The organism is Paenibacillus agaridevorans (genome assembly GCF_018604145.1).
In the GTDB taxonomy this organism is placed as follows: domain Bacteria; phylum Bacillota; class Bacilli; order Paenibacillales; family Paenibacillaceae; genus Pristimantibacillus; species Pristimantibacillus agaridevorans.
This window is the reverse complement of sequence record NZ_CP075889.1, coordinates 3,839,939-3,862,851: the sequence shown is the minus strand read 5'-3', so window position 1 is coordinate 3,862,851 and position 22,913 is coordinate 3,839,939. Positions and strand designations below refer to the sequence as shown.

Here is a 22,913-nt window from a genome sequence, read left to right as displayed (position 1 = left end):
ACAGGCAAAGCCTCATGGAAGGTGGACTGGAAGTGGCATTTTTACGCAAACATGCGTTCAAGATTGCCGTACTGGCATTATGCGCGGTGATGGGCATCTATTTATTATTTACTTATGTTTGGAAGCCGGAAGCGCCGTTGCCCGTAATAAAGCAAGCTCCGGCTTTCGAGATAAACGATATCGACGGCAATCCTGTATCGCTCGCATCGACGAGCGGGAAAGTGCGGCTCGTGTACTATTACTTCGCGAATTGCCCGGATGTGTGTCCGCCTACGACATTCCTGCTGGCGGAAGCTCAGGAGAAACTTCGTGAGCAAGGCAAACTCGGAACGGATGTCGAGCTCATCTCCATCACGTTCGATCCGGAGAGGGACACGCCGGAAGTCATTCGCAATTTCGCGGAACGCACCTCGGCCGAGCTGGGCGACGGCTGGCACTTTCTAAGGGGCGACGGGGATGAAACAATCAAGCTGGCCAGCGAGATGAGGATATCGGTTATGAAGGATCCAGGCGGCGAAACGTTCTCCCATATGAACCTCATCGCTCTAATCGACCAAAATGACCAAATCCGTCAACTGATTAAAGGCAGCGACGAGAATCTAACCGCAAATGATATCGTAGACCAGGTCGACAGACTGCTTAAGTAATTGAAGTTGACTGGAATATCAATAAGGTTCAAAAAGCTCGGTTTTCATATCAGAATTTGTCCCAGTTCGGGGCGGGATTGGACGCAGGATACAGGATGTATGCGTCTAGTCCCGCCTTTTCCAGTTGTTCGATCAAATATTCCTCGGGCGTATTCTCAACGCCGTAATAGCCGCGCCGAGTATAGATGTGTTCGGCATCGGGGAACAGATCGCTTAAAATGCCGCGTATGCGCCGGCCGGACGAATCGTTGTCCGTAAAGACGAAGATATGTCGATCGCCGGCTTCTTTGCGCAGCTTCTCCAGCTGGGAGGTGCCGGGCGTCCCGTATGTACACAGAATCGGCACGCGATCATCGAGCACGCGGCGCAGCTTGCTTCTGTCGTTTTTGCCCTCAACCACGATGGCTATGTACGGATCCATAGTTAATCCCCTTTCAGACGAACATTTTGGACACGAAATATTAGCTCCAGTTTACCACATAAGAGTTCGTAATTTATTCTAAGTTGCCGTTTCCTAGATGCCGCCTCAAAGATACAAGGCCGCCCGCGACGCAAATATTATGCGCTGCGGCGGCCTCATCGCGTGAACACTCCGTTAGATGCGGATTACCAGAATCCGGCACATACGATGATTACGAGCAAGATAAACAATACAAGAATAGTTCCTACGTTGTTGTGACCGTAGCCCCCGAAACCTCTGCCTGCGCCTGTCATTATGGAGTCACCCCTCTACGCTAGCGTTAACATCGGACGGCTTGCCGAATGAGCATGTGAGCCACTGGTCGATTGCCGCCTGATACTCCCATCCTATGAGCGGAGGAGACGAATGCCCTGTGCGATTACCCAGTCTTGGAAAAATGGGTGTTCGGCACAATGACGCGGAACCTGTAGAACGGCAGCAGCGCGAGTGCCAGCATGAGAGCTATAAAGGCGATGTAATACGGCGATACCTGATCGCGAAGTTGCCCTGCCAGCATAGGGCCGAGAAAAGCTCCGACTGAAAAGGCGATGGAAAGCACCGAGAAGGTTCTTCCGTATTTCGTCCCTCCGCTCAATTCGATCAATAGCGTAGACAATGCCGGCAAAATAACGCCCTTTGCCATTCCGACGAACAGCAGCATGACCGCTAACGGAAGCGGCACGTCTGCAGCCATGCCAAAGTAGATAAGCGCCAGGCATAAAGCGCCCCACAACGTCCGTTGAAAGGCGGACAGACGATTCAGGAACAGCATGCTGAGCGTAATAAGCGCTCCAATGCTGACAACGGAGAACAACAGTCCGGTCGTCATCATGGCCTCGCGGCTCTTAGCGAGCAGCGGCAGCTCGAATGAAAGAATGCCCTGCGCGCAGCTAAAGGCAACCGGAAGCAAATAGATGAGCCAAGGAATCGGCAAGGATTGCGCGGGAGATGCAGCATTGCCGATATAATTTGCTTCCGGAGGCGGCACCCTGTTTAGCTTGCCGTTAATTTCCTTAATGAACACGAGCGCGCAGATCGCCGTGCCGATCAGCACCCAACCCAAAATCGTGAAGGCGGTGGAGAACCCGATCTTGGCGACGAGGTATGCTCCCGCTGCGGGCGAGACGACGGAAGCGAGCGTATGGACAAGTCCGTTGCCTGCCATCAGCTTGCCTTGCTCTGTAATATCATTGGTCAGTCTCGCCAGCAAGGAGAGGCAGGCGGGAGAGAGGAAGGCAAGTACAAAGCCGCTGACGGAACGCAGCAATAGCAGCTGCCACGGATCCGTCACGTAGGCCTGGAACAGAAGGATGACGCCGGCTCCAAGCAGGCTGAAGACGATGAACAGCCGGCTGCCGTAACGGTCCACGCCGTAGCTGGCCAATACATTGCCCGGCAAATGCGTAATGGAATACATGCCCATCATGAGACCGATAAATGACGGGGCGGCTCCGATCGAGATGGCAAACGGCGTCAGGATTGGATATTGGGCATGCAAGTCGAAGAAAGCGACGAACAGAAACAAATACAGCCATAAAGCGGTTTTCAAAGGCGGCTCCTCCCTGCTCTCATACACTTTAACTACTTGTACGCCCCGCCCGGACAAGATATGACTCCCGTTTCGAGCAATGCCGTTTACGCCCCCCTACCCCGTAGGCTATAATATTTGGTAGCGCATATGTGATAGAGATATAATAAGGAGGGTTCCCTATGAATTTTTTGGATTTTTCGTCGTATGATACGGAGACATGGACGACCTTTTTTCAAGAAAATTGGCTTGTGCTCGTTATCGCTTTAGTCGTTCTTCTCATTGTCATTCGCGTTGTAAAGACAATGGTGAAGTGGGCGCTGGCCGCCGTCATCATTATCGGGGTCGTGCTGTACAGCGGCTATTCGCTGGATGATGTTAAAGAGATAGGCACGAAAGTGGTGGACACGGTCAAGCAAGAAGCTGTATCGTTGATGATCGGCGAAGCGGAGAATGCGGAGTACAAAACAAACGCGGACGGCACGTTTACGATTAAGACGACGAATGTGGAGCTGACGGGCAAAGCCGGAGATAACGAAGTAAAGGTATCCGTCAAAGGAACGCCTTCCATTACACTTCAAGTGGACGAGACGATTCGAACATTTATCGAGCAAGCGAAACAAAAAGGTTAACATGCAGGCTGGCAGGTCTGCATGAAGGGAGTGGGCATTCATGCAAGACGATCCGCAAAAGCGGGAGATCGACAATCGGCGAAACTTCTCGTTCCGCCTGAACTTCTTTTTTTTCATTACGTTCGCCTTATTCAGTCTGCTGATCGTCAGGCTGGCGGTGCTGCAATTCGTCGAAGGACCGACGCTCAGCGCGGAAGGTCTGCGAAAGAGTACGCGCAATGACGCTATTGCGCCGATCCGCGGCAATATCTACGATTCGACAGGATATCCCATCGCATATTCCACATCAACCCAATCGCTATATTACAGCATTCAGCCCGGCAAAGGTTTCGATGTCAAAGCAGAGGAAACGGCCAAGCAGCTGGAGGCCATCTTTAAAGAACTCGGCGATCCCGAGAAAGCGATGACGGTCGACGACATTATCTGGCAGATGGACCTCGGCTTCACCAGGAACATCATCTCCACGCCGCGCCGGATCAAGTCTGGCCTGAGCAAGGAAGAAGTCGCCTACTTTATGGAGAACCGAACCACCTTTACGGGCGTCGATATTATGGAGGAGAGCGTCCGCAATTACGATACGAGCTCGATTGCGGTGCAACTGGTCGGATATTTAAAGAAATATAAAGGCGTGCGGGTCAATAACGAGTTCTATACCAAGAAGATGGAAGAGAAGGATCCTCAGCTCAAGTACCTGGAGGAAGAAGAGGTCGGACTCGACGGCTTGGAGTTTATGTACCAGGACGTGCTTCGCGGTAAAAACGGCTTAAAATCGTATCCCGTCAACAACCAGGAGCAGATTATCGGCCCCATGCAAATTACCAATCCCGAGAAGGGCTCCGATCTGTTCCTGACCATCAACAAAAACGTACAGCTTCATACCGAGAAGTCGATTATGTCGCATCTGGAGAAAATCCGGACGTCTCCCAACAAATACGAACGGGCGCCATACGCCCAAACGGGTTTCGCTGTAGCGATGGAGGTCGATACGGGCAAGGTCGTCGCGATGGCGAGCATGCCCGATTACGACCCCAACATCTGGGCCGGCGGTCGGATCAGCCCGGAGGATTACGAGAACTTCGGCAACGTGCTTCCTAACGGCACCATCCGGACGGTGTATGGTCCTTATGAAACAAAGGCGGAGCGCGACCAGCATCCTTCTTCGATTCTGCCGCCAGGCTCGACGTTGAAGCCGCTATCGGTGCTCATCGGTCTTAATGAAGGTTTGTTCACTCCATCGACAGTGTTCAACGACAACGGATTGTTCACGTACGGCAAGAAGGGATATGAAACGTATATCCGAAATTCCCAGAACAAATCCTACGGCCCTATCGACGGGTCCCGCGCCATCGCCCACTCCTCCAACCCGTTCATGGCGGCCATGGTGGGAGACAAATTATTTAGACGAGGTTCGGTAAACGGGAAGTCCAGCGTAGAGATTTGGGACGACTACATGAAGCAGTTCGGCTTGGGCGTTTCGACGGAAAGCGGATTGCCTAACGAAATTCGCGGCGTAATCGAGTATTTCCATGAGGCGGAGGTGGGCAGCCCCCAGTCCGCTCTGATTCAAGCTTCGTTTGGGCAGCAGGGGCGTTATACGGCGCTTCAGCTTGTTCAATATACGGCTATGCTTGCGAACCGGGGAAATCGGATGAAGCCGCAATTCGTGAACGAAATCAAGGATTCCGACGGCAATCTGGTTGAGGGGTATACGCCTGTAGTTCTTAATTCGATCGATATTCCGGAGGCTTATTGGAAGGAAATCGAGACGGGCATGGAAAAGGTTAGCGTACAAGGTTTCGAAGACTTCGGTCACGAATTCCGGCGGAAGACGGGAACATCCGAGCAGGATGTATCCAAGCGTCGCGCGGAGAACGCGGTGTTTATCGCGTACGCGCCAGCCGACAATCCGAAGCTGGCGGTAGCCGTCGTTATACCTGACGGGGGCTTTGGCGGCTACGGCGCGGCTCCAATCGCACGCCAAATCTTCGACGCTTATGACGCGGAGTTTGGCCTCGCGGGCACGCCTAACAAGGCTTTGGCTGCGAAGTTGTTCGGCGCGGCAGCCGGCGGCAATGCCGCAACTGGCACGGACGGAGAAGAAACAAATGTCGCGGGCACGGACCAGCCTGCGGGCAACGAACAGTAATATCGAGGATACGAGAGACGGCTGCAAACGGTATAACGATGCCGATTTGCAGCCGTCTTTTCTGTTCTTTATTATCGCGCTGGTGTCCCTTATAAAATAAATGTTGCACTATGGAAACATTTTTGTGTATTATAAAAAAAGAGGCGCTAATTAAAATCTTGTTACTTAGGGAAAGAAGATTGTCCCGGGTAAATAAAACGATAAAAGTGGAGGAATTGGAATGAAGAACACGGGCAAAACAAATTCCGCGATGAGAAGGTTTATAATGACGCTGTTGTTCTTGACGGTGTCGGCTATTACAATAGCTGCTTGCGGAAGCGAAGGAAACACGACGACGGGCGGAGACGGCAAAATTGTTGTTACCGCAACGACAGGCATGATAGCGGATATTGCGGCTGAAGTAGGCGGCGATCGTGTCTCCGTAACGGGGCTGATGGGTCCGGGAATCGACCCCCATCTGTACAAGGCTTCGCAAGGCGACGTTAAGAAGCTGGATGGAGCCGACATCATCTTTTATAACGGACTCCACCTGGAGGGAAAGATGGGCGAAATTTTCGAGAAGCTGGAAAACAGCAAGCCGGTCGTAGCCGTATCGAAGTACATCGACGAGTCCTTGCTTCATGGCAACTCCAGCGTTGCCGGCGGCGGGGCGCATGATCCGCATATTTGGTTTGATGTCAAGCTGTGGATGTCGGCTGTTGAGGTGGTCAGAGATACGTTTAAGGAGAAGGATGCTGCAGGCGCCGATTATTACGAGTCTCAGGCCGCGGCCTATCTCGCGGAGCTGGAGGAGCTGGACGCTTACGCGCTCCAGCAGATTGCACAAATTCCGGAGAAAAGCCGTATACTGGTAACCGCTCATGACGCTTTCGGCTACTTCGGTGAAGCATATGGACTGCAGGTGAAGGGGCTGCAAGGCATGAACACGATGTCGGAATACGGCTCCAAGGATGTAAGCAAGCTGCGGGATTTCCTGGTGGAGAACAAAATCAATGCTGTATTTATCGAATCCAGCGTCTCCTCCAAGTCGATCGAATCCGTAATCGAAGGCGCGAAGGAGCTGGGACACGAGGTGAAGATCGGCGGCCAGCTGTATTCTGACGCCATGGGTGATCCCGGCACCGTGGAAGGTACTTATATCGGAATGGTTAGACATAACGTAGATACGATTGTCAGCGCATTGAAGTAGCTTGAAGGCGAGGCGCTGGCGACAGACGAAAGGAACGAGTGAGATGAGCATATCTAATGCGATTCCAGGATCATCCGCAGCGGCGACGCAGGGCGCCTCGCCGCTTGCGATAAACGGGCTAAGCGTAGCCTATCAGAAGAAACCGGTGCTGCGGGGCGTCACCTTCGAGGTGAACGAAGGCGAGCTGATCGGCGTTATCGGACCCAACGGCGCGGGCAAATCAACCATGATCAAGGCGGCCCTGGGGCTCATTCCTGCGATCGGTGGAGAAGTGCTTGTGTATGGCAAAAGCCTGAAGAGCCAGCGCAAGCTGATCGGTTACGTGCCGCAGCGCGAATCGGTCGATTGGGATTTCCCTACCAATGCCCTGGATGTCGTTTTAATGGGCACATATGGCAGGTTGGGATGGTATCGCCGCCCCGGCGCGAAGGAGAAGGCGTTAGCGCTCGATTGCCTGAGCAAGGTCGGCATGGCTGATTTCGCCGATCGCCAGATCAGCCAGCTGTCCGGCGGTCAGCAGCAGCGTGTCTTCCTGGCCCGGGCGCTGGTCCAGGACGCCAAGCTGTACTTCATGGATGAACCGTTCGCAGGAGTCGACGCAGCGACGGAGAAGGCGATTATTACCTTGTTGCAGGAATTGAAGCGGCAAGGCAAGACGGTGATTGTGGTCCATCACGACTTGGCGACCGTGAAACAATATTTTGACTCCGTGCTGTTGCTCAACGTGGAGCTGCAAGCATTCGGACCGACCGAAACGACATTTACGCAGGAACAGCTCCAGCACACTTACGGAGGGCGACTCTCGTTCCTCGATCCCGGATCGCTTGCCGTCTCTGGCGCAGGCGGCGGGGGTGGGCGGCCATGAGCAATTTCTTTACGATGCTGGCCGATCCCAACATGCGTTGGATCTTCTTCGGCTGCATGCTGCTTGGATTAAGCTCTGGCGTGATCGGCAGCTTCACGTATTTGCGGAAACAAAGCCTGGTCGGCGATACGCTTGCCCATGCGGCGCTTCCGGGCATCTGCATCGCCTTCATGCTGACCGGCGTCAAGTCTATCGGCATCTTCCTGATCGGTGCAACCCTCGCCGGCATTGTAGCGACGTTTGGCATCGGCTACATTACCCGTCACTCCCGGTTGAAGCAGGATGCCGCTCTCGGTATCGTCCTTAGTTCGTTTTTCGGTCTGGGAATCGTGCTGCTGACCTTTATCCAGCATGGCGATTATGGCAATCAGGCCGGCCTCGACAAGTTTTTATTCGGCCAGGCGGCAGCCATGGTCGGCTCCGACGTCATGACGATGTCGGTTATGTCCGCCTTTCTCGTGACGATATGCGCACTATTGTTTAAGCAATTCAAGCTGATCTCGTTCGATCCCGGCTTCGCGAAGGGACTCGGGTATAACGTTGGTCTGCTGGAGCAGCTTCTTATGCTGCTGGTCGTGGTGGCGGTCGTGGCCGGCGTTCAGGCTGTGGGAGTCGTATTGATTGCCGCGCTGTTGATAACGCCAGCCGTATCCGCTCGTTACTGGACGAACCGGCTGGGCACGATGATCATTCTGTCTGGCGCTTTCGGCGCCCTGAGCGGCGCGCTTGGTACCTGGATCAGCTCATCCGTGTCGAACCTCCCGACCGGCCCCGTCACGGTGCTGGCTGCGACGGCGGTGTTCGTCCTGTCCGTGCTGCTCGGGCCGGAGCGGGGACTTCTTGCGAAACGCATCTTACAGGCGAGAGTAAAGCGAAGTTTCCTGAAGGAGAATGAAGTTCTTCATACGGCGTCCGGGGACCGAATGAAAGGAGAGACGGCAGGATGAGCGACTTCTGGATTTTGCTAACGGGCAGCCTTGTAGCGGCGTGCTGCGGCATCGTCGGCGTATTCCTCGTACTCCGCAAGATGGCGATGATCGGCGATGCCATTAGCCATTCGGTTATGCCCGGCATCGTGATCGCGTTTCTGATCAGCGGTACGCGAGATTCGCTGGTCATGATGTTCGCGGCGCTGCTGTTCGGATTGCTGACGACATTCCTGATCGGACTGTTCCAGCGCAGCGGCATTCAATCCGACGCTTCTATTGGCGTCGTATTCACGGCACTGTTCGCCATCGGCGTTATACTGGTCAGCTTGTTCGCCAGACAGGTGCACCTCGATCAGGATGCTATTTTGTATGGCGAAATCGCGTTCGTACATTGGAATCTATTGGAGGTTGGCGGCGTCAGCATGGGACCGAAAGCCGTATGGCTGCTGGGAGTTACGCTGATCGCGATCGCCGCGGTTATCGGTTTGTTCTACAAGCAGTTCAAGCTGTGCGCATTCGATCCGGCGCTGGCCGCGGCCATCGGCATTCCGGTTGCTCTGTTCCACTACTTGCTGATGGGGCTCGTCTCCATGGCAACGGTAAGCTCCTTCGAGAGCGTCGGCGCCATCCTCGTCGTGGGCATGCTCATCATCCCGGCTTCCACCGCATACCTGCTGACGGATCGATTGGGCATGATGATCGCGCTTAGCATAGCGGTTGGCGTTGCCAGCACGTTCGCAGGTTATGGCGCATCCATTATTCTGGACGCCTCCATTGCGGGTTGCATCGTATGCGCGGCTGGACTATTATTTGTGGCGGCTTTCCTGTTGTCTCCATCTCACGGCTTGATCAGCGGAAGACTTCGACAGCGCAAGCTGGCGGCCGAGACGACGGCCAGCGGGGCGAGAGCGGTTTAAATACGAGACCGATCATAATTTGCAGAGATGTTTCATCCTTGTTATTGAGCAAGGGAGGAACATCTCTTTTTATCTTCCCCAGCATTTGGTTTCTCCCCGATTTGTGATAAAATAGGCAGGTGTGCGAATGAAGGAGTTGACATCATGACGAATTATAAATTGCTTGCGCTGGATATGGACGGAACGGTGCTTAACGAGCTTTCCGAGATTAGCGCAGAGAACGCGAAATGGATTGGCAGGGCGCTTGATGCCGGCGTCACCGTCAGCTTTTCGACGGGTCGGGGCTTCGAGAGCGCGCTGCCTTTTGCCGAGCAGCTTGACCTGACTACGCCGATGATAACGGTAAACGGAGGCGAGGTGTGGTCGCGCCCGCATGTACTGCATAAACGCACGGAGCTAAGCTCCATCTACGTGCAGCGGCTGCATGAGCTGGCTCTCCAGTATCCTGAAGTATGGTACTGGGCGTATACGACCCAGCGGATCTACAACAAGGAGCGCTGGTTCGGGCAAGGCGAAAAGTACGAGGATTTCCACTGGCTCAAGTTTGGCTATTACACCGAGGACGACCGGGCAAGGGAAGCCATATTGGCAGAAACGAGCACATGGGGAGCTTTCGAGATTACGAACTCTTCACCCCATAATATCGAGCTTAATCCACTGGGCGTATCCAAGGCCAGCGCCCTGCGAGAATTATGCGCTCTGCTCGGCATCGAGATGAGCCAGGTTATCGCTGCGGGAGACAGTCTAAACGATATCGCGGCCATTCGCGAAGCCGGATTAGGCGTGGCGATGGGGAACGCGCAGCAGGTCGTGAAGGAGGCGGCGGATGCCGTTACGCTGACGAACGATGAGAACGGAGTCGCCGAAATAATCAAGAAGTACATATTCGGAGGCGAATCGTAATGGATATTCTAGGCTGGTCGCTAATCGTTCTGCTCTTTGTCGTTGGCATGGCGGGGGCAATCTACCCGGTGCTTCCGGGTGTCCTTGCGATCTATGCGGCTTTCTTCGTCTACGGCTGGTTCTTCTCGTTCGGAGACTTCGATTGGATCTTCTGGACGATCCAGACGCTGATAGTCGTCGTCTTGTTCGTTGCGGATTACGCGGTCTCGGCATGGGGAGTCAAACGGTTTGGAGGGACGAGGGCGTCCGTCATCGGCAGTACGATCGGCATTATCGCAGGTCCCTTCGTCATCCCGGCGTTCGGCCTTATCATCGGGCCGTTCGCGGGAGCGGTCATCGGCGAGCTGATCGCGGGCAAAAACGTCGAGCAGTCGCTCAAAGCAGGCTGGGGAGCGCTTGTGGGTTTATTTACAAGCGTCGTAGTGAAGGTCATCCTGCAAGCGGTTATGATCATCCTGTTCATCCTTTGGCTAGTATTCTAATAAGGTAGTTCAAAAAGTCCGCTTTTGATCACGAAGTATGCCACGAAGCTTACTCGACATCGAATATTGAATTCAGGCGAACCTTCCGGTGCTCACGTAGCTACCACTACGCTCCGCTCCTCAGTTTCTACCTTCTTTCAATCTTCTCGGTGCTGAAAACCGAACTTTTTGAACACGCATTAATACAGAGAAGGCGGTTAAAGACATGGTTAAAGTTACGGTATGGAATGAATTCCTGCACGAGAAGATTCATGATGAAGTGAAGACGGTGTACCCGGACGGCATTCATGAGGCACTGGCGAAGGGGCTTGCTGCGGCGGACATCGAGCTCGCGACTGCTACGCTGGAAGAGCCTGAGCATGGCCTGACGGAAGAACGTCTGAACGATACGGACGTATTGATCTGGTGGGGCCATATGGGCCACGACAAGGTCGAAGACGCCATCGTCGACCGCGTTCAGAAGCGCGTATTGGAAGGCATGGGGCTGATCGTTCTTCATTCGGGACACTTCTCCAAAATATTCAAGAAGCTTATGGGCACCGGCTGCGATCTGAAGTGGCGCGAAGCGAACGAGAAGGAACGGATCTGGGTCGTTAATCCGGCGCATCCCATCGCGGCAGGCCTGCCTGAGTACATAACGCTGGACCATGAAGAGATGTACGGCGAGCACTTTGATATTCCCGCGCCAGACGAACTGATCTTCGTAAGCTGGTTCGAGGGCGGAGAAGTATTTCGGAGCGGCTGCACGTTCAGCAGGGGACAAGGCAAGATCTTCTACTTCCGACCTGGCCACGAGACATTTCCAACCTATTACAATCCGCAAATTCTGCAAGTCATTCAGAATGGCATCCGTTGGGCGGCTCCATCGCGCGCGGCCGCGCCAGTACGAGGCAACCATCAGCCGCTAGAACCAATCGGCGGCAAGACGCCTAACCAGGGTTAAGGAGAATGGAACGAAAAGCATGGTAAAAAAAGACACATTAATCAAAGGCACGATTATCCTTGCGGCAGCAGCGCTGACAGCTCGATTCCTGGGACTGTTCCAGAAAATACCTTTGGCCTACATGTTAGACCACAAAGGCATGGTTGCCTTCAATGCCGCCAATTCCATCTACCTCGTGCTCCTGCTTGTTGCTACTGCAGGCTTCCCGAGCGCCATCAGCAAAATGGTATCGGAGCGATATGCGCTCGGCAAGGAAGGCGAGGCCAGAAGAATCTATCATGCCGCGCTTGTGTTCGGAGCCGTATCCGGGCTTATTCTTGCCGTGGCGCTGTTTGCGCTTGCCCCCGTTTTCGCGGTGGTCTCGAAAGAAGAATACACCATGCTATCCGTACGCGCTATCGCTCCCGCATTGTTAGTGTTTCCCGTTATCGCGATGATGAGGGGCTACTTCCAAGGCAGGCAATTCATGACGGCAGGCGGGACTTCGCAGATCGTGGAACAATTGCTTCGCGTCGGTCTCGGCATCGGTCTCGGACTCATCGTATTGGCGCTCGACTGGGGCGACAATTGGGTGGCCGCTACGGTTACGTTCGGCAGCGTGTTCGGAGCAATCGGCGCCTTTGCGGTTATGCTGCGATTCGCCCGGAAGCTGAAGGTGCAAGATGCATCGACGACGCCTCGATTCAATGGCGAGGCAGCCGCTGCGCTCATGCGCTCCAGAAGTGTTTCGAGCGTATCCTCCGATCTTCGCTTCCGATCGATATACGCTGAAATTTTCAAGATGTCTTTGCCCGCCTTGGTAACTTCCACAGCGATCAATCTGATTTTTGCATTCGACCAGACGTTATTCCTTAGACTGACAGGGGAGTTCTATTCGGCCGAGGCAGGAATCGAAGCGTTAGCCGACTTCGGAGCCAAGGCAATATCGCTTGCGGGCATTCCGCCTATCTTGGCAATCGCACTCGGTTCTTCGCTTATTCCCGTCATTGCCGCTGCCTACAAGCTTAAAAATATGGGCGAAGTGCAGCGGCAGGCATCCGTCGTTATGCGGGTTGTATGTTTCACGGGCGTACCGCTCGCGCTTTTGTTCACGGTAGCGGCATACTCCATCATCGGTGTGCTCTTTCCGCTGCCGGAAGACGGATCCGGTCCTACGGGCAGCGGCGCGGTAGCCGCGCTTGCGGCAGGAACCATTCTGCAGATTACGATGATGACAACGAACTCCATTCTTTACGGGATGGGCAAGCAACGAATCTCCATGCGGCATACGCTGATCGGATTAGTATTGAAGGTAGTCGTCAGCGTTGCGCTCGCGCCGTTCCTCGGCGTATATGGTCTCATCATCGGCTCTACGGTCTGCTTCGTCGTGACGACGATGATGAATCTGCGCTTCATTAACGGAATAGTCAAGTTGAAAGTACTCGGCAAACGCTGGATGCCGTACCTCGTCTCCATCGCTGTCGCCGCGCTTGGCGGGTGGGGAGCGGAGACGGGAATGCTGTCCTTAACCGACAGCTGGATTCCGAAGCTGTCCTACTTCTTCGCAGCCGCTGCCGCTTCCATTGCCGTAGTGGCGCTGTATGGCGCGATGCTGGTCCTTCTTAAGGTTGTGACAGCGGAAGATGCTGCTTCGTTGCCGGCTCGACTGCGTAAACCGTTCCTGAAAGTACTTCGAATCGTTTCTCGCGCTTAATCAGGAAAGTATATTTTGGCGATATTCCCTTTCCAATCATTTACAAGCATTTACCAACTCTAGTACAATAGTATTAATTTTCTTGATGTATAGGAAAATGTGCAACTCCTAGACTTGGGAACAAAAGAAATGGCAAATCTTAACGACATCAGCGACGCTATTTGTCCGATTTTTAACCTCGAAAAAACCTAACAGACAGGAGAGACACTATTGGATCGTAATGGAGCCTATTTTCGATGTGATGATGCCAATAATGTGGTACATGTCCGTTAGATTTTCGAAAACCTGGAAAATCGAAGAATAGCGTTATTTCTGGAGGCTGTCTATTCATTGTGTAAAGGTGAAATTTCAGGCAAGTGTCTGGGAAGAATGAACGGGAGCAACTGTAACGGAAATGAGAGGCGTTATTTCAGTAAAAAGCCGCACTTCGCAAATCTAATGGAACTGACAGCCCTTATGATGGGCAAAAATCCGCGGTTTGCCTGAATTTCTCACGAATAACGTCTTAGAGTTCCGTTAGATTTTAAAATCACGCCAAAAGATCCATTTAAGGGCCCTCATTTCCTTTAACAGGTTGGCGATGATGGATAGCAGCTCCATTTCCGGGTTTGCGCACCATGAATCGACGGCCTCTTTATGTCCGTTGTGCGCCTAGCCAAGCTGGGCATAACTAGCTGATGAAAGTTCAGCCGGGGTAAAGGCCAAGCTGCCCCGTAGCTAGTAGGCAGGTCATGGAGAAATTCATGGGTTGAAGCCCTACGAAAAGCATGAAAAAAAAAAAATCATGCGAAGCAAGCCCTCAGGCCGTAACATCCGAGTGAATCCTGCCGCATCGTCAAAAGGAACCCGCAAGGGACAAGAGGGAGCCGAGCCTTGAGCGGACGGGCGAAGGCCATGGAACGTGCACAGAACTTGGAGCAGCACGGAAGAACCCTCCGGTGTATGGGGATCGGCATGTGGAGACAGTTATGTTCGGAACTAGGGAGACCCTCCCCCACACGGCAGCAAGGGGCCGTAACGAGCAAACCTATAAGCCTTGAAAGGTGAAGTGGCTAGCGGTGGGAAGGGAGTCGGAGGGGGCCGTAGTACCGAGGAAGCAAGGACAACATAACCTTGTGGAGGGAAGGGCGTCGAAAGACAATACCCCACTTCGTTCATGGGAACCAAGGAGGTAAGAGTGAGTGAATGCCGCAAAGGCTAACAACGCCAAAGAAAAAGCTCGAGAACTTCAAAGAACCCTCTACCTTGCAGCTAAGGAAAAGCCAGGACGGCGGTTCCATGCTCTGTATGACAAGATCAGTCGCGAGGACATCATGACCTATGCGTGGATGCGAGTAAAGGCCAATAAAGGGAGTGCCGGGGTCGACAAAATCACGATCCAGTCGATCAACGAAGACTATGGCGAGAAGCGGTTTATCGCGGAGACATGCGGTCAACTGAGAAACGGTACCTATCGACCAACGCCGGTACGCCGAGTAGATATTCCAAAAGATGATGGAAAGACAAGACCACTCGGCATTCCGACGGTGAGAGACCGACTGGTACAGATGGCGACAAAGCTCGTACTGGAAGGCATCTTCGAGGCCGACTTCAAAGACTTCTCCTATGGGTTTCGTCCGAAACGCAGCGCGCACGATGCGCTGCAAAAGATCCTGACAACGGCGAACGAGGGGAGAGTATATTGGGTCGTGGATGTCGACATTCGGGGCTACTTTGACAACATCTCACATGAGAAGCTGATGGCACTCGTCGAACAACGAGTCAACGACCGGAAAGTACTGAAACTTCTCCGCGGATGGCTGACGGCAGGCGTGATGAAAGAAGGCGAGTTCTATGCTTCGGACATCGGAAGCCCGCAAGGAGGCGTCATTTCTCCGCTATTGGCTAACATTTACTTGAACTACCTGGACACGATCTGGGAGAGGAACTACACGCAGCTCGGAACGCTGGTCCGTTACGCTGACGATCTGGTCATCCTATGTCATCGAAAAGCAGAAGCGCTGGAAGCGATACAGGTATTGAAAGCTGTATTCGCAAAACTGGAGCTGAGCATGAATACGGAGAAAAGCAAGCTGGTGAATGTGTGGGAGGACGATCAAGGCTTCGACTTTCTCGGCCATCATTTTCGTCGACTGCCGGTCATGCGCAAAGGGGGAAAAGTGGCACGAATTCTCCGGTGCTTCCCGTCGCAGAAAGCGATGAAGAAGATGAAGACGAAAGTAAAGGCATGCACGTCGTCGCGAACGCTACTGAAGCAAATGACCAGCGAGATCATCGCAGTACTCAACCCGAAAATAGTGGGGTGGAGAAACTATTATGCCAAAGCGGACAAAGGCCTAGCCAATGGCTTCTTGGCCAAGATCGACTGGTATATCCGTAAGAGGCTGATGATCTTCTGCCGGAAGAAGTTTAAAAGGTGGAGGCTGCGTCAATCCGGATTCTTCAAGATGCTAAAGGAAGCAGGGTTACAATCCGTCACAACCTGGAAGAGTACGTACTGCGCAAGGTGAAGAACGTCGGAAAGCCGTATGCGGGAAAACCGCACGTACGGTTTGATGAGGAGGGGCTGGTAGTCCCAGCCCTTTACTCTACAGGCAGTGAGCGACTGGACGTTATTGGGTTTTTGGATCACTTTCGGGTGATTTTGTTCTTGAATAATCATGGGAGAATAAGAGTTTTATAGGGATGTCATTATGGGTTAAGGGGAGAAGCGGGATGAAGAACAAGCTGCTTAAGAGGGCGGCCGTTGCCGCTCTTGCTCTGGCGGTCATGATCGTGACGGGCTGCCAGGCGATCGCGGGGCTGGATTTGAATGCGGTGCTGAAAAATGCGGTTAAGGTGACCTCCGGCGAAAGCAAATCGTCGTTGGAGCTTCAGCTCAGGCTGAATGAAGAAGCGCTTGCGGAATACGACGAGGACGAAGCGGACTTATATCGTTTATTATCTCATGTGAAGCTGACAATTGACCACGCCGCTGTTGAGGATGAATCCAATATGTCGGTAGAAGGCAAAGTAACTTTAAGCGATTTGAACATTCCATTTAAGCTGCGCCTGTCGGAGACGGCAATGGTGCTGGAGCTCGAGGGCGTGACAACGCCAATCGTATTCGACCTGTCTGACGAAGCAATCGGTTCGATGTTTGACATCGAGACTGATTCGGGTAATGGGATCTCCGCGGAGCAAGAGAGAACGTTGACTGAGGTCGGTCGTCAGATCATGGATTTTGTTAGCGGGTATGCCATCGATAACTTGCCGAATCCAAGCAACCTGACCGCGGCGCCAGTTGTAGAGACGGTTGGCGGCAGCCCTGTCTCGATGATGAAGCTGCAATTCACGATGGACGGACCGAGCATCTGGGAATGGGCCAAAACCTACGTGAATGCGTTGATCGATGATCGCGAAGGTCTGACTAACGCTGTCGGCAGCATTCTGAAGCTGCTTGAGGAGAATCCGGTCTTCTGGGAAGCGCTGGGGGAGATTAATCCGTTCGAAGGCGATGTTCTGGATGCGCCAACCTCCGACGAGATGGCGGAGGAAGCGGTCGAAGAGATCATCACGCTGCTGGAATCCGCCCGCGAAGAGATGGAATGGACGGAGTCCGAGGACGAGGAGTTTCTGAACGAATTATTAAACGAGTCGCTCGTATTGAAAGCCGATGTGTATGTAGATGCAAAGCTCGACATTCGCAAGCAGGCGTGGGAATTAAACTACGAGCTGGGCGAAGCGTTAAATGATGAATATTACGAATCCGTTGTAACGGGCTTTACAGTCAAGTCATCATCCGAGCAATGGAATGTGAACGGAACCGTAACGGCAGCTGACCCTGTCGTGACGGAAGATTCACTGTCCATTCTGGATATGGAGCTGATGGAAGGTTATGAAGCTTTGCATTACGTAGATGAAGATTCCGACCTGTATGAGCTGCTCAAGAACAGATTGCATATTACGCGTCAAACCTATAATGCATTCGCCGATGATTACTACAACCCGCCGATTATTATGCCAGGTTACGTCACGGTTGTGGCGGTCCGAGATGTAGCGGAAGCCTTTGGAGCAACGGTCTCCTACAATTCGCTCACTCGCCAGGTATCCGTATATGACGAGCTGACAGATACCCGCATCATTATGCAGATTGGCAGCGATAAGGTGAAGGTAAACGGCGTGGACGAAGTATGGCCTTACCCCGTCATGACGATCGACAGCGTTACGTATGTGCCGGCCCGCAAGCTTGCGGAGGCTCTGGGCGCGGATATCGAGTGGAATACGGTGTATGAGGATTGGAAGGAATTAACGATTGCACGCGAGTAAGGAGGAAACGACATGCAGAAACTAACGACGGACTCCGAATTCCGTGAAGCCGTCTCGGGCAAGGAGCTGACCATTGCCGTATTCAAGACGACGTGGTGCAAGGATTGCCATTTCATCGATCCCTTCATGCCGGAGCTGATTGCTTTTTATGAAGGCCGCGCGCGATTCGTGGAGATTGACCGCGATGATCTGCCCGATCTGTGCTCGGAGCTGAATATACTCGGCATCCCCAGCTTCATCGCCTTTCATTCGGGACAAGAGCTGATTCGGTTCGTCAGCAAGCTTCGCAAGTCCCGCGACGAAATACAGCAGTTCGTGGACAGGGCCATTGAGGTCAGCGCGGCGGTAAATCGCGATTAACGATATGTGAAACGCGCGTAAAGGAAGTCCGTTCGGAACTTGCCATGAGCTTCATGGTTATCCGATGCGGACTTTCCTTGCGAATAGCGTGATATGTCGCGCCAAGCATAGCAGCTTAGCGGTGATTTAAATAAGGCTCTCCAAGCTTGTGTCAATCCCGTGACTGTCCTTGCCGGAAGCGGCAAGTTCACATTTTCAACATGGCTTTTGCCCGTGCCAATGGCTATAATTGAACTGATCTATACGGAGTAAGTTCAAACTCCTTTATACGGACGTGTTCAAAAACTACATCTTTACGGACTTTTATGGAAACAGGTGATGAATGATGGTAACCGGCCGTTTTCGCGCGTTTGCGATTGCATCGTGCATCGGAATGCTTCTTGTACTGTTAGCCGGAGCTTTAGTAACGAATACCGACTCTGGCCGCGGATGCGGCGATGATTGGCCGCTGTGTCACGGCAAATTCATCCCCGCCTATACGCTTGAGACCGCTATCGAATTATCCCACAGAGTCGTAAGCGCCTTGGAAGGCATCCTTGTGCTCGGAGTGACCATTGCGGTGTATCGCAAATACCGCAGCAACCGCGAGGCTTACAAAGAGCCGATGTTTTATGCAAACGGAGCGCTTCTATTTACCGTTATTCAAGCGCTGATGGGCGCGGCAGCCGTAAAATGGTACCAATCGCCTCCGGTCATGGCTATTCACTTCGGCATTTCGATCATCGCTTTCGCCGCTACCATGCTGCTCGTCATTTGGACCTATCGAGCGAACCGGCCCGTACGGGAGAAACCACTGCGCGTTCCCGGAACGGTGTACAAGTGGGCGCTGGCGACGTCGGTTTTCTGTTATGTTATTATTTATTTGGGCGCTTATATCCGTCATACGGAATCAGCCGGCGGCTGCGTAGGCTGGCCGTTGTGCAACGGGGAAGTGATCCCCGAGCTGTCTGGCGCGACTGGTATCGTCTTTATCCACAGAGTAGGAGCTATCCTTTTCGGCTTAATGGTAGCCGGATTGTACCTGTACATTCGCAAAACGACTGGAGAGGACTCGTCCCTGTCAAAAACCGCAGGCTGGGTAACTCTGCTGCTCGTAGCTCAAATTATGAGCGGCGCATGGCTGACCGCGACAGTCGGCAATGATAACTGGTTTATCTTCACGAGTCTTGTTCATAACTTGATTATCGTAGCATTATTCGGACTATTAATGGATATTCTCATTCGTTCCTGGCGGCTGAGGGAAGGACGTGGACAAGCATGACTTTCGCGAACTTGCGCGAATTTATAGAAGTATTGAAACGCGACGGAGATCTGGCTATTATCGAGGCGCCGGTGGATCCTTATCTGGAGCTTGCAGAGATTCATCGCAGAGTAATCGAGCAAGAAGGCAAGGCGCTGCTCTTCACGAACGTGAAGGGCAGTCCTTTCCCTGTCGTTACTAATCTGTTCGGCACGGATCGCCGCGTCGATCTGGCTTTCGGTCCCAAGCCGGAGGCGTTGATGAAGACCATTATCGGCGCAACGGAGCGGATTATGCCTCCGACGCCGAAGGCGATCTGGGGCGAGCGCGGACTGATCTGGGATATGATGAAAGTCGGCATGAAAACGGTGCCGAACAGCAACGCTCCTATCCTTGGCGAATTAAAAAAGTCGAAGCCGCTTGCCGGTCTGCCGGCTATAACAAGCTGGCAAGAGGATGGCGGTCCGTTCGTCACGCTGCCGCTTGTGTACACGGAAAGTCTCAAATCGCGCAAAAAACATAATCTTGGCATGTACCGGATGCAAATCTTCGACGATTCCACGACGGGGATGCACTGGCAAATACATAAAGGCGGCGGATTCCACTATTACGAAGCGGAGCAGCGCGGCGAAGCATTGCCCGTATCCGTGTTCCTGGGCGGACCCCCGGCATTGATCGCATCGGCTATCGCGCCGCTGCCGGAGCATCTTCCCGAGCTCCTGATGGCGTCGCTTATACTGGGAGAGAAGCTGCCGGTCGTTAACGATCCGCAAGGCGGCCATCGGATGCCTGCCGAAGCGGAGTTTGTCATCAGCGGCAAGGTGCCTCCGCATCTCCGCAGACCTGAAGGACCATTCGGCGACCATTTCGGCTATTATTCGCTAGTCCATGATTTCCCTGTATTCCAGGTGAGCCATATGTGGCATCGTAAAGATGCCATCTATCCGGCCACTATCGTAGGCAAACCGCGGCAAGAGGATTATTACCTGGGCGAATTCCTGCAGCGCTTGCTGGCTCCGGCATTCCCGATGGTCATGCCGGGCGTCAGAGAGCTGTGGGCTTACGCGGAGGCAGGCGTACATGCGCTTGCTGCCGCCGTTGTGCGGGAGTCGTATTCCCGCGAAGCGCTGTCCACGGCGTTTAGCATCCTGGGTCAAGGACAGCTGACGCTTACGAAGTTCCTGATGTTAACGGATCAACCAATCGATCTGTCCCGCTTCGACGTCCTTATGGAGACGGTTCTGGAGCGCTTCCGGCCGGAGAGCGATCTGTTCGTCTTCGACGAAACGTCGCATGATACGCTCGACTACACAAGCGGCAAACTTAATCACGGCAGCAAGGCCGTCATGCTTGGCGTCGGTGAACCGATCCGCAAGCTGCCTTCGCAATATACGGAAGGCGCCATTGAAGAAATTACGAACGCGAAACCATATTGCAAGGGATGTCTGGTTGTCTCAGGGGCATCGTATGAACGCGAGCCTGCTTTGGCAGAGCGTCTGCTGGAGCGTCTGTCGGCCCGAGGAACGGAATGGCCGCTTATTATTTTGGCCGACGATGCCGATATCGCAGAAGGACAGACATCCTTCCTGTGGACCGTATTCACAAGATTTAATCCTGCGGACGATATATATGCCAAAGCGGAAATCAAGCGGCACCACTTCGGATATCAACTGCCGATCGTTATCGACGCGCGGATGAAGCCGGGTTACCCTGACGAATTATTCCCGCGCGAAGACATCGTGAAGCTGGTGGACAGCCGCTGGAGCGAATACAAGCTGTAAGGAGGCGCGAGCGACATGCTTCGATTTATGTTCGGCGAGACGGAGAGAGAGCCGGCAGGAGGCTTGCGGGAGACGTACGAGCTGCTGGAGGAGTTCGCCTCTCTTGCTTCTTCGCGCATTAAGTCGGGAGCTGGTAATGGCGAGAGGCTGCGCAAGCTGGAGATATGGGCGAGAGGGCTGCGATCCTCGCTTGCGGAGCTGGAACAGAGCCAATACGCGGCCAGCGTGCTCAAGAATAGGATCAGCTCCGATTCGGTCAAGGAAATGTCGCCCGAAGAGCGGTTGAATTACGATCGATATGTCTATTTCGACAAAAATGCTTTCATTCGCGTCTTCTCGCTTCTGGACAAGCTGGGCACGCTGCTCAATGAATTGCTTGAGATGAAGACGGAACGCATCAAGCCGCATTTCTCCTACTTCACCGTTCTACGGCATATGAGGGAACGCAACGCGCACCCGAAGCTGACCTGGAAGCTGAACGAGGTTAAGGAACAAACCAAAGATGCGACTAATCGGCTGCGCAAGCGGCGCAATACGGAAATTCATTATATGAATTCGGAGATGCACGACGATCTCATCCAAAGTCAACGCATGTATGGCGAAGAGATCAAGCTGGAGAATCTCGGTCAGCAAGGCGATGATCTGGCCGTATGTTTGCATATGGTCATCGAATCGTTAAGGCTGACCTTCCGCTATGGCAATTCGCTGCTCAAGAGCAAGAGCTTATAATCCCGGGAGAGGGTGAATATGCGTGGAGCTGAAAGGCAAAACGGCGCTCGTGACCGGCAGCGCCAAAGGTTTGGGGAAACGAACGGCGCTTGAGCTTGCCGGGCAAGGCTGCGATGTCATCATCAATTATTTGGAATCCGAACAGGAAGCTCTGGAAGTGAAACGATTGATCGAGGGGATGGGGCGTCGAGCCATTACCGTACAGGCGGATATCGCTACGATCGAAGGCGCGAACAAGCTGGCGGATGAAGCGGAGGCTTGGGCGGGAGGCGTCGATATTCTCGTCAACAACGCGGGCCCGTTCGTACGCAAGCGCAGGCTCTTTAGCGATTACGACGAAGAGACGATCATTCGATTGCTGCACGGCAATCTGCTGAGCGTCATGCTGCTGGATCATCGTCTCCTTCCTCATATGCGGAAGCAGAGATGGGGACGTATCGTACACTTCGGCTTCGGCCATGCCAACGAAGCGCGGGCATGGCCGCATCGCGCGGTATACGCGGCGGCGAAGACCGGTCTGGTATCGTTTACGAAGTCGCTGGCGGTGGAGGAAGCTCCGTTCGGCATTACCGTCAACTTGATTGGTCCGGGCGATATTCGCGGCGTCAACAAGGAGCGTTCCATCGAAGAAGCGGAGACCGAACATGATCCGGAATCGCCGCTGGGACGGCCAGGCACGGGCGAAGACGTCGCGCGCGTCATTCTGTTCCTCTGCGAGCGCAAGTCGAGCTTCCTGACGGGCAACGTCATTGACGTCACGGGGGGATTCGACCCGATCCGGGCGAATATAAAGGATCTGTGAATTCTTGTTAGTAACGAAAAAAGAGTCTTATCCGCCAAGGGCAATAACCCGGGGATAAGACTCTTTGCGTCTTAGAATACTTGAACGACTTCTACGACGCCGTCTACTTCTTCTAACAAAGCGCGTTCGATACCGGCCTTAAGCGTAATCGTCGAGCTAGGGCAGCTGCCGCAAGCGCCCATCAGGCGGAGCTTTACGATACCGTCCTCCACGTCGACCAATTCTACGTCGCCTCCGTCGCGTTGCAGGAAGGGGCGAAGTTTATCCAGTACGTCCAGCACTTCGTCGTACATTGTTTCTTGAACTTGTTCACTCATTGCAAATCACTCCTTTCTACCCTATTATAGTACAAAGCGAAG

At 53.4% G+C, this 22,913-nt stretch carries 21 protein-coding genes; 18 read left to right on the top strand and 3 right to left on the bottom strand.

What is annotated here, in order from left to right; genetic code table 11:
* The first annotated feature begins 32 nt into the window (after positions 1 to 32).
* Positions 33 to 647 carry an SCO family protein gene (locus KJW29_RS16285; protein ID WP_214630565.1) on the top strand — a complete coding sequence of 205 codons (615 nt, stop codon included), beginning with the start codon at positions 33 to 35 and terminating at the stop codon, positions 645 to 647.
* A gap of 49 nt (positions 648 to 696) precedes the next feature.
* Here KJW29_RS16285 and KJW29_RS16280 read toward each other — a convergent pair whose 3' ends face one another.
* Positions 697 to 1,068 (bottom strand): ribonuclease M5, encoded by a 372-nt coding sequence (locus tag KJW29_RS16280; protein ID WP_214630564.1) that lies wholly within the window; start codon positions 1,066 to 1,068, stop codon positions 697 to 699.
* 418 nt (positions 1,069 to 1,486) lie between these two features.
* The gene (locus tag KJW29_RS16275; protein WP_214630563.1) at positions 1,487 to 2,656 is read right to left on the bottom strand and encodes an MFS transporter; all 1,170 of its coding nucleotides are present in this window, start codon (positions 2,654 to 2,656) and stop codon (positions 1,487 to 1,489) included.
* A gap of 161 nt (positions 2,657 to 2,817) precedes the next feature.
* Between KJW29_RS16275 and KJW29_RS16270 the strand changes: the two genes are divergently transcribed.
* The 17 genes from KJW29_RS16270 (at position 2,818) to KJW29_RS16190 (ending at position 22,554) form a co-directional block, all read left to right on the top strand.
* Positions 2,818 to 3,267, top strand: coding sequence for a hypothetical protein (locus tag KJW29_RS16270; protein ID WP_087570534.1), 450 nt, complete (start codon positions 2,818 to 2,820; stop codon positions 3,265 to 3,267).
* A gap of 40 nt (positions 3,268 to 3,307) precedes the next feature.
* Positions 3,308 to 5,413 (top strand): peptidoglycan D,D-transpeptidase FtsI family protein, encoded by a 2,106-nt coding sequence (locus tag KJW29_RS16265; RefSeq protein ID WP_087570535.1) that lies wholly within the window; start codon positions 3,308 to 3,310, stop codon positions 5,411 to 5,413.
* A 220-nt stretch (positions 5,414 to 5,633) separates the two neighbouring features.
* Positions 5,634 to 6,602, top strand: a complete 969-nt coding sequence (locus KJW29_RS16260; RefSeq protein ID WP_281426367.1) for a metal ABC transporter solute-binding protein, Zn/Mn family — start codon at positions 5,634 to 5,636, stop codon at positions 6,600 to 6,602.
* A 43-nt stretch (positions 6,603 to 6,645) separates the two neighbouring features.
* Positions 6,646 to 7,467, top strand: a complete 822-nt coding sequence (locus KJW29_RS16255; protein ID WP_214630562.1) for a metal ABC transporter ATP-binding protein — start codon at positions 6,646 to 6,648, stop codon at positions 7,465 to 7,467.
* Positions 7,464 to 8,414, top strand: coding sequence for a metal ABC transporter permease (locus tag KJW29_RS16250; RefSeq protein WP_187101330.1), 951 nt, complete (start codon positions 7,464 to 7,466; stop codon positions 8,412 to 8,414). The genes KJW29_RS16255 and KJW29_RS16250 overlap by 4 nt, the downstream gene beginning before the upstream one ends.
* The gene (locus KJW29_RS16245; protein ID WP_214630561.1) at positions 8,411 to 9,313 is read left to right on the top strand and encodes a metal ABC transporter permease; all 903 of its coding nucleotides are present in this window, start codon (positions 8,411 to 8,413) and stop codon (positions 9,311 to 9,313) included. The genes KJW29_RS16250 and KJW29_RS16245 overlap by 4 nt, the downstream gene beginning before the upstream one ends.
* 144 nt (positions 9,314 to 9,457) lie before the next feature.
* Positions 9,458 to 10,216: a Cof-type HAD-IIB family hydrolase gene (locus KJW29_RS16240; RefSeq protein WP_214630560.1), complete on the top strand. Its 759-nt coding sequence runs from the start codon at positions 9,458 to 9,460 to the stop codon at positions 10,214 to 10,216.
* Positions 10,216 to 10,698: a DUF456 domain-containing protein gene (locus KJW29_RS16235; RefSeq protein WP_108994559.1), complete on the top strand. Its 483-nt coding sequence runs from the start codon at positions 10,216 to 10,218 to the stop codon at positions 10,696 to 10,698. The genes KJW29_RS16240 and KJW29_RS16235 overlap by 1 nt, the downstream gene beginning before the upstream one ends.
* 205 nt (positions 10,699 to 10,903) lie before the next feature.
* Positions 10,904 to 11,641 carry a ThuA domain-containing protein gene (locus KJW29_RS16230; protein ID WP_214630559.1) on the top strand — a complete coding sequence of 246 codons (738 nt, stop codon included), beginning with the start codon at positions 10,904 to 10,906 and terminating at the stop codon, positions 11,639 to 11,641.
* Positions 11,642 to 11,660: 19 nt separating this feature from the next.
* A complete protein-coding gene (locus KJW29_RS16225) occupies positions 11,661 to 13,334 on the top strand; it encodes a putative polysaccharide biosynthesis protein (protein WP_087570543.1) in 1,674 nt (557 codons plus the stop codon).
* A gap of 1,181 nt (positions 13,335 to 14,515) precedes the next feature.
* Positions 14,516 to 15,844, top strand: a complete 1,329-nt coding sequence (gene ltrA / locus KJW29_RS16220; protein ID WP_214625909.1) for a group II intron reverse transcriptase/maturase — start codon at positions 14,516 to 14,518, stop codon at positions 15,842 to 15,844.
* Between the two features lie 205 nt (positions 15,845 to 16,049).
* Positions 16,050 to 17,642, top strand: coding sequence for a copper amine oxidase N-terminal domain-containing protein (locus KJW29_RS16215; RefSeq protein WP_214630558.1), 1,593 nt, complete (start codon positions 16,050 to 16,052; stop codon positions 17,640 to 17,642).
* Between the two features lie 12 nt (positions 17,643 to 17,654).
* Positions 17,655 to 18,002, top strand: a complete 348-nt coding sequence (locus KJW29_RS16210) for a thioredoxin family protein (RefSeq protein WP_108994563.1) — start codon at positions 17,655 to 17,657, stop codon at positions 18,000 to 18,002.
* A 322-nt stretch (positions 18,003 to 18,324) separates the two neighbouring features.
* A complete protein-coding gene (locus tag KJW29_RS16205; RefSeq protein WP_343222818.1) occupies positions 18,325 to 19,263 on the top strand; it encodes a COX15/CtaA family protein in 939 nt (312 codons plus the stop codon).
* On the top strand, positions 19,260 to 21,023 hold the full coding sequence (locus tag KJW29_RS16200) for a UbiD family decarboxylase (protein WP_214630557.1): 1,764 nt from the start codon (positions 19,260 to 19,262) through the stop codon (positions 21,021 to 21,023). The genes KJW29_RS16205 and KJW29_RS16200 overlap by 4 nt, the downstream gene beginning before the upstream one ends.
* Positions 21,024 to 21,038: 15 nt before the next feature.
* The gene (locus KJW29_RS16195; RefSeq protein WP_087570548.1) at positions 21,039 to 21,752 is read left to right on the top strand and encodes a Cthe_2314 family HEPN domain-containing protein; all 714 of its coding nucleotides are present in this window, start codon (positions 21,039 to 21,041) and stop codon (positions 21,750 to 21,752) included.
* Between the two features lie 28 nt (positions 21,753 to 21,780).
* Entirely contained in the window at positions 21,781 to 22,554 is a 774-nt protein-coding gene (locus KJW29_RS16190; protein WP_214631164.1) for an SDR family oxidoreductase, read from the top strand.
* Positions 22,555 to 22,625: 71 nt separating this feature from the next.
* On the opposite strand, the gene KJW29_RS16185 is transcribed toward KJW29_RS16190, so the two are convergent.
* Positions 22,626 to 22,871, bottom strand: a complete 246-nt coding sequence (locus tag KJW29_RS16185) for a NifU family protein (protein WP_087570549.1) — start codon at positions 22,869 to 22,871, stop codon at positions 22,626 to 22,628.
* Between the last annotated feature and the right edge of the window lie 42 nt (positions 22,872 to 22,913).

Excerpts from the sequence above, each read along its gene's own strand:
- KJW29_RS16225 (WP_087570543.1), top strand. The coding sequence starts at position 11,661 with ATGGTAAAAAAAGACACATTAATCAAAGGCACGATTATCCTTGCGGCA.
- KJW29_RS16230 (WP_214630559.1), top strand. The coding sequence starts at position 10,904 with ATGGTTAAAGTTACGGTATGGAATGAATTCCTGCACGAGAAGATTCAT.
- KJW29_RS16265 (WP_087570535.1), top strand. The coding sequence starts at position 3,308 with ATGCAAGACGATCCGCAAAAGCGGGAGATCGACAATCGGCGAAACTTC.
- KJW29_RS16215 (WP_214630558.1), top strand. The coding sequence starts at position 16,050 with ATGAAGAACAAGCTGCTTAAGAGGGCGGCCGTTGCCGCTCTTGCTCTG.
- KJW29_RS16245 (WP_214630561.1), top strand. The coding sequence starts at position 8,411 with ATGAGCGACTTCTGGATTTTGCTAACGGGCAGCCTTGTAGCGGCGTGC.
- KJW29_RS16240 (WP_214630560.1), top strand. The coding sequence starts at position 9,458 with ATGACGAATTATAAATTGCTTGCGCTGGATATGGACGGAACGGTGCTT.
- KJW29_RS16270 (WP_087570534.1), top strand. The coding sequence starts at position 2,818 with ATGAATTTTTTGGATTTTTCGTCGTATGATACGGAGACATGGACGACC.
- KJW29_RS16200 (WP_214630557.1), top strand. The coding sequence starts at position 19,260 with ATGACTTTCGCGAACTTGCGCGAATTTATAGAAGTATTGAAACGCGAC.
- KJW29_RS16250 (WP_187101330.1), top strand. The coding sequence starts at position 7,464 with ATGAGCAATTTCTTTACGATGCTGGCCGATCCCAACATGCGTTGGATC.
- KJW29_RS16235 (WP_108994559.1), top strand. The coding sequence starts at position 10,216 with ATGGATATTCTAGGCTGGTCGCTAATCGTTCTGCTCTTTGTCGTTGGC.
- KJW29_RS16255 (WP_214630562.1), top strand. The coding sequence starts at position 6,646 with ATGAGCATATCTAATGCGATTCCAGGATCATCCGCAGCGGCGACGCAG.
- KJW29_RS16205 (WP_343222818.1), top strand. The coding sequence starts at position 18,325 with ATGATGGTAACCGGCCGTTTTCGCGCGTTTGCGATTGCATCGTGCATC.
- KJW29_RS16210 (WP_108994563.1), top strand. The coding sequence starts at position 17,655 with ATGCAGAAACTAACGACGGACTCCGAATTCCGTGAAGCCGTCTCGGGC.
- KJW29_RS16260 (WP_281426367.1), top strand. The coding sequence starts at position 5,634 with ATGAAGAACACGGGCAAAACAAATTCCGCGATGAGAAGGTTTATAATG.
- KJW29_RS16195 (WP_087570548.1), top strand. The coding sequence starts at position 21,039 with ATGCTTCGATTTATGTTCGGCGAGACGGAGAGAGAGCCGGCAGGAGGC.
- KJW29_RS16280 (WP_214630564.1), bottom strand. The coding sequence starts at position 1,068 with ATGGATCCGTACATAGCCATCGTGGTTGAGGGCAAAAACGACAGAAGC.
- KJW29_RS16185 (WP_087570549.1), bottom strand. The coding sequence starts at position 22,871 with ATGAGTGAACAAGTTCAAGAAACAATGTACGACGAAGTGCTGGACGTA.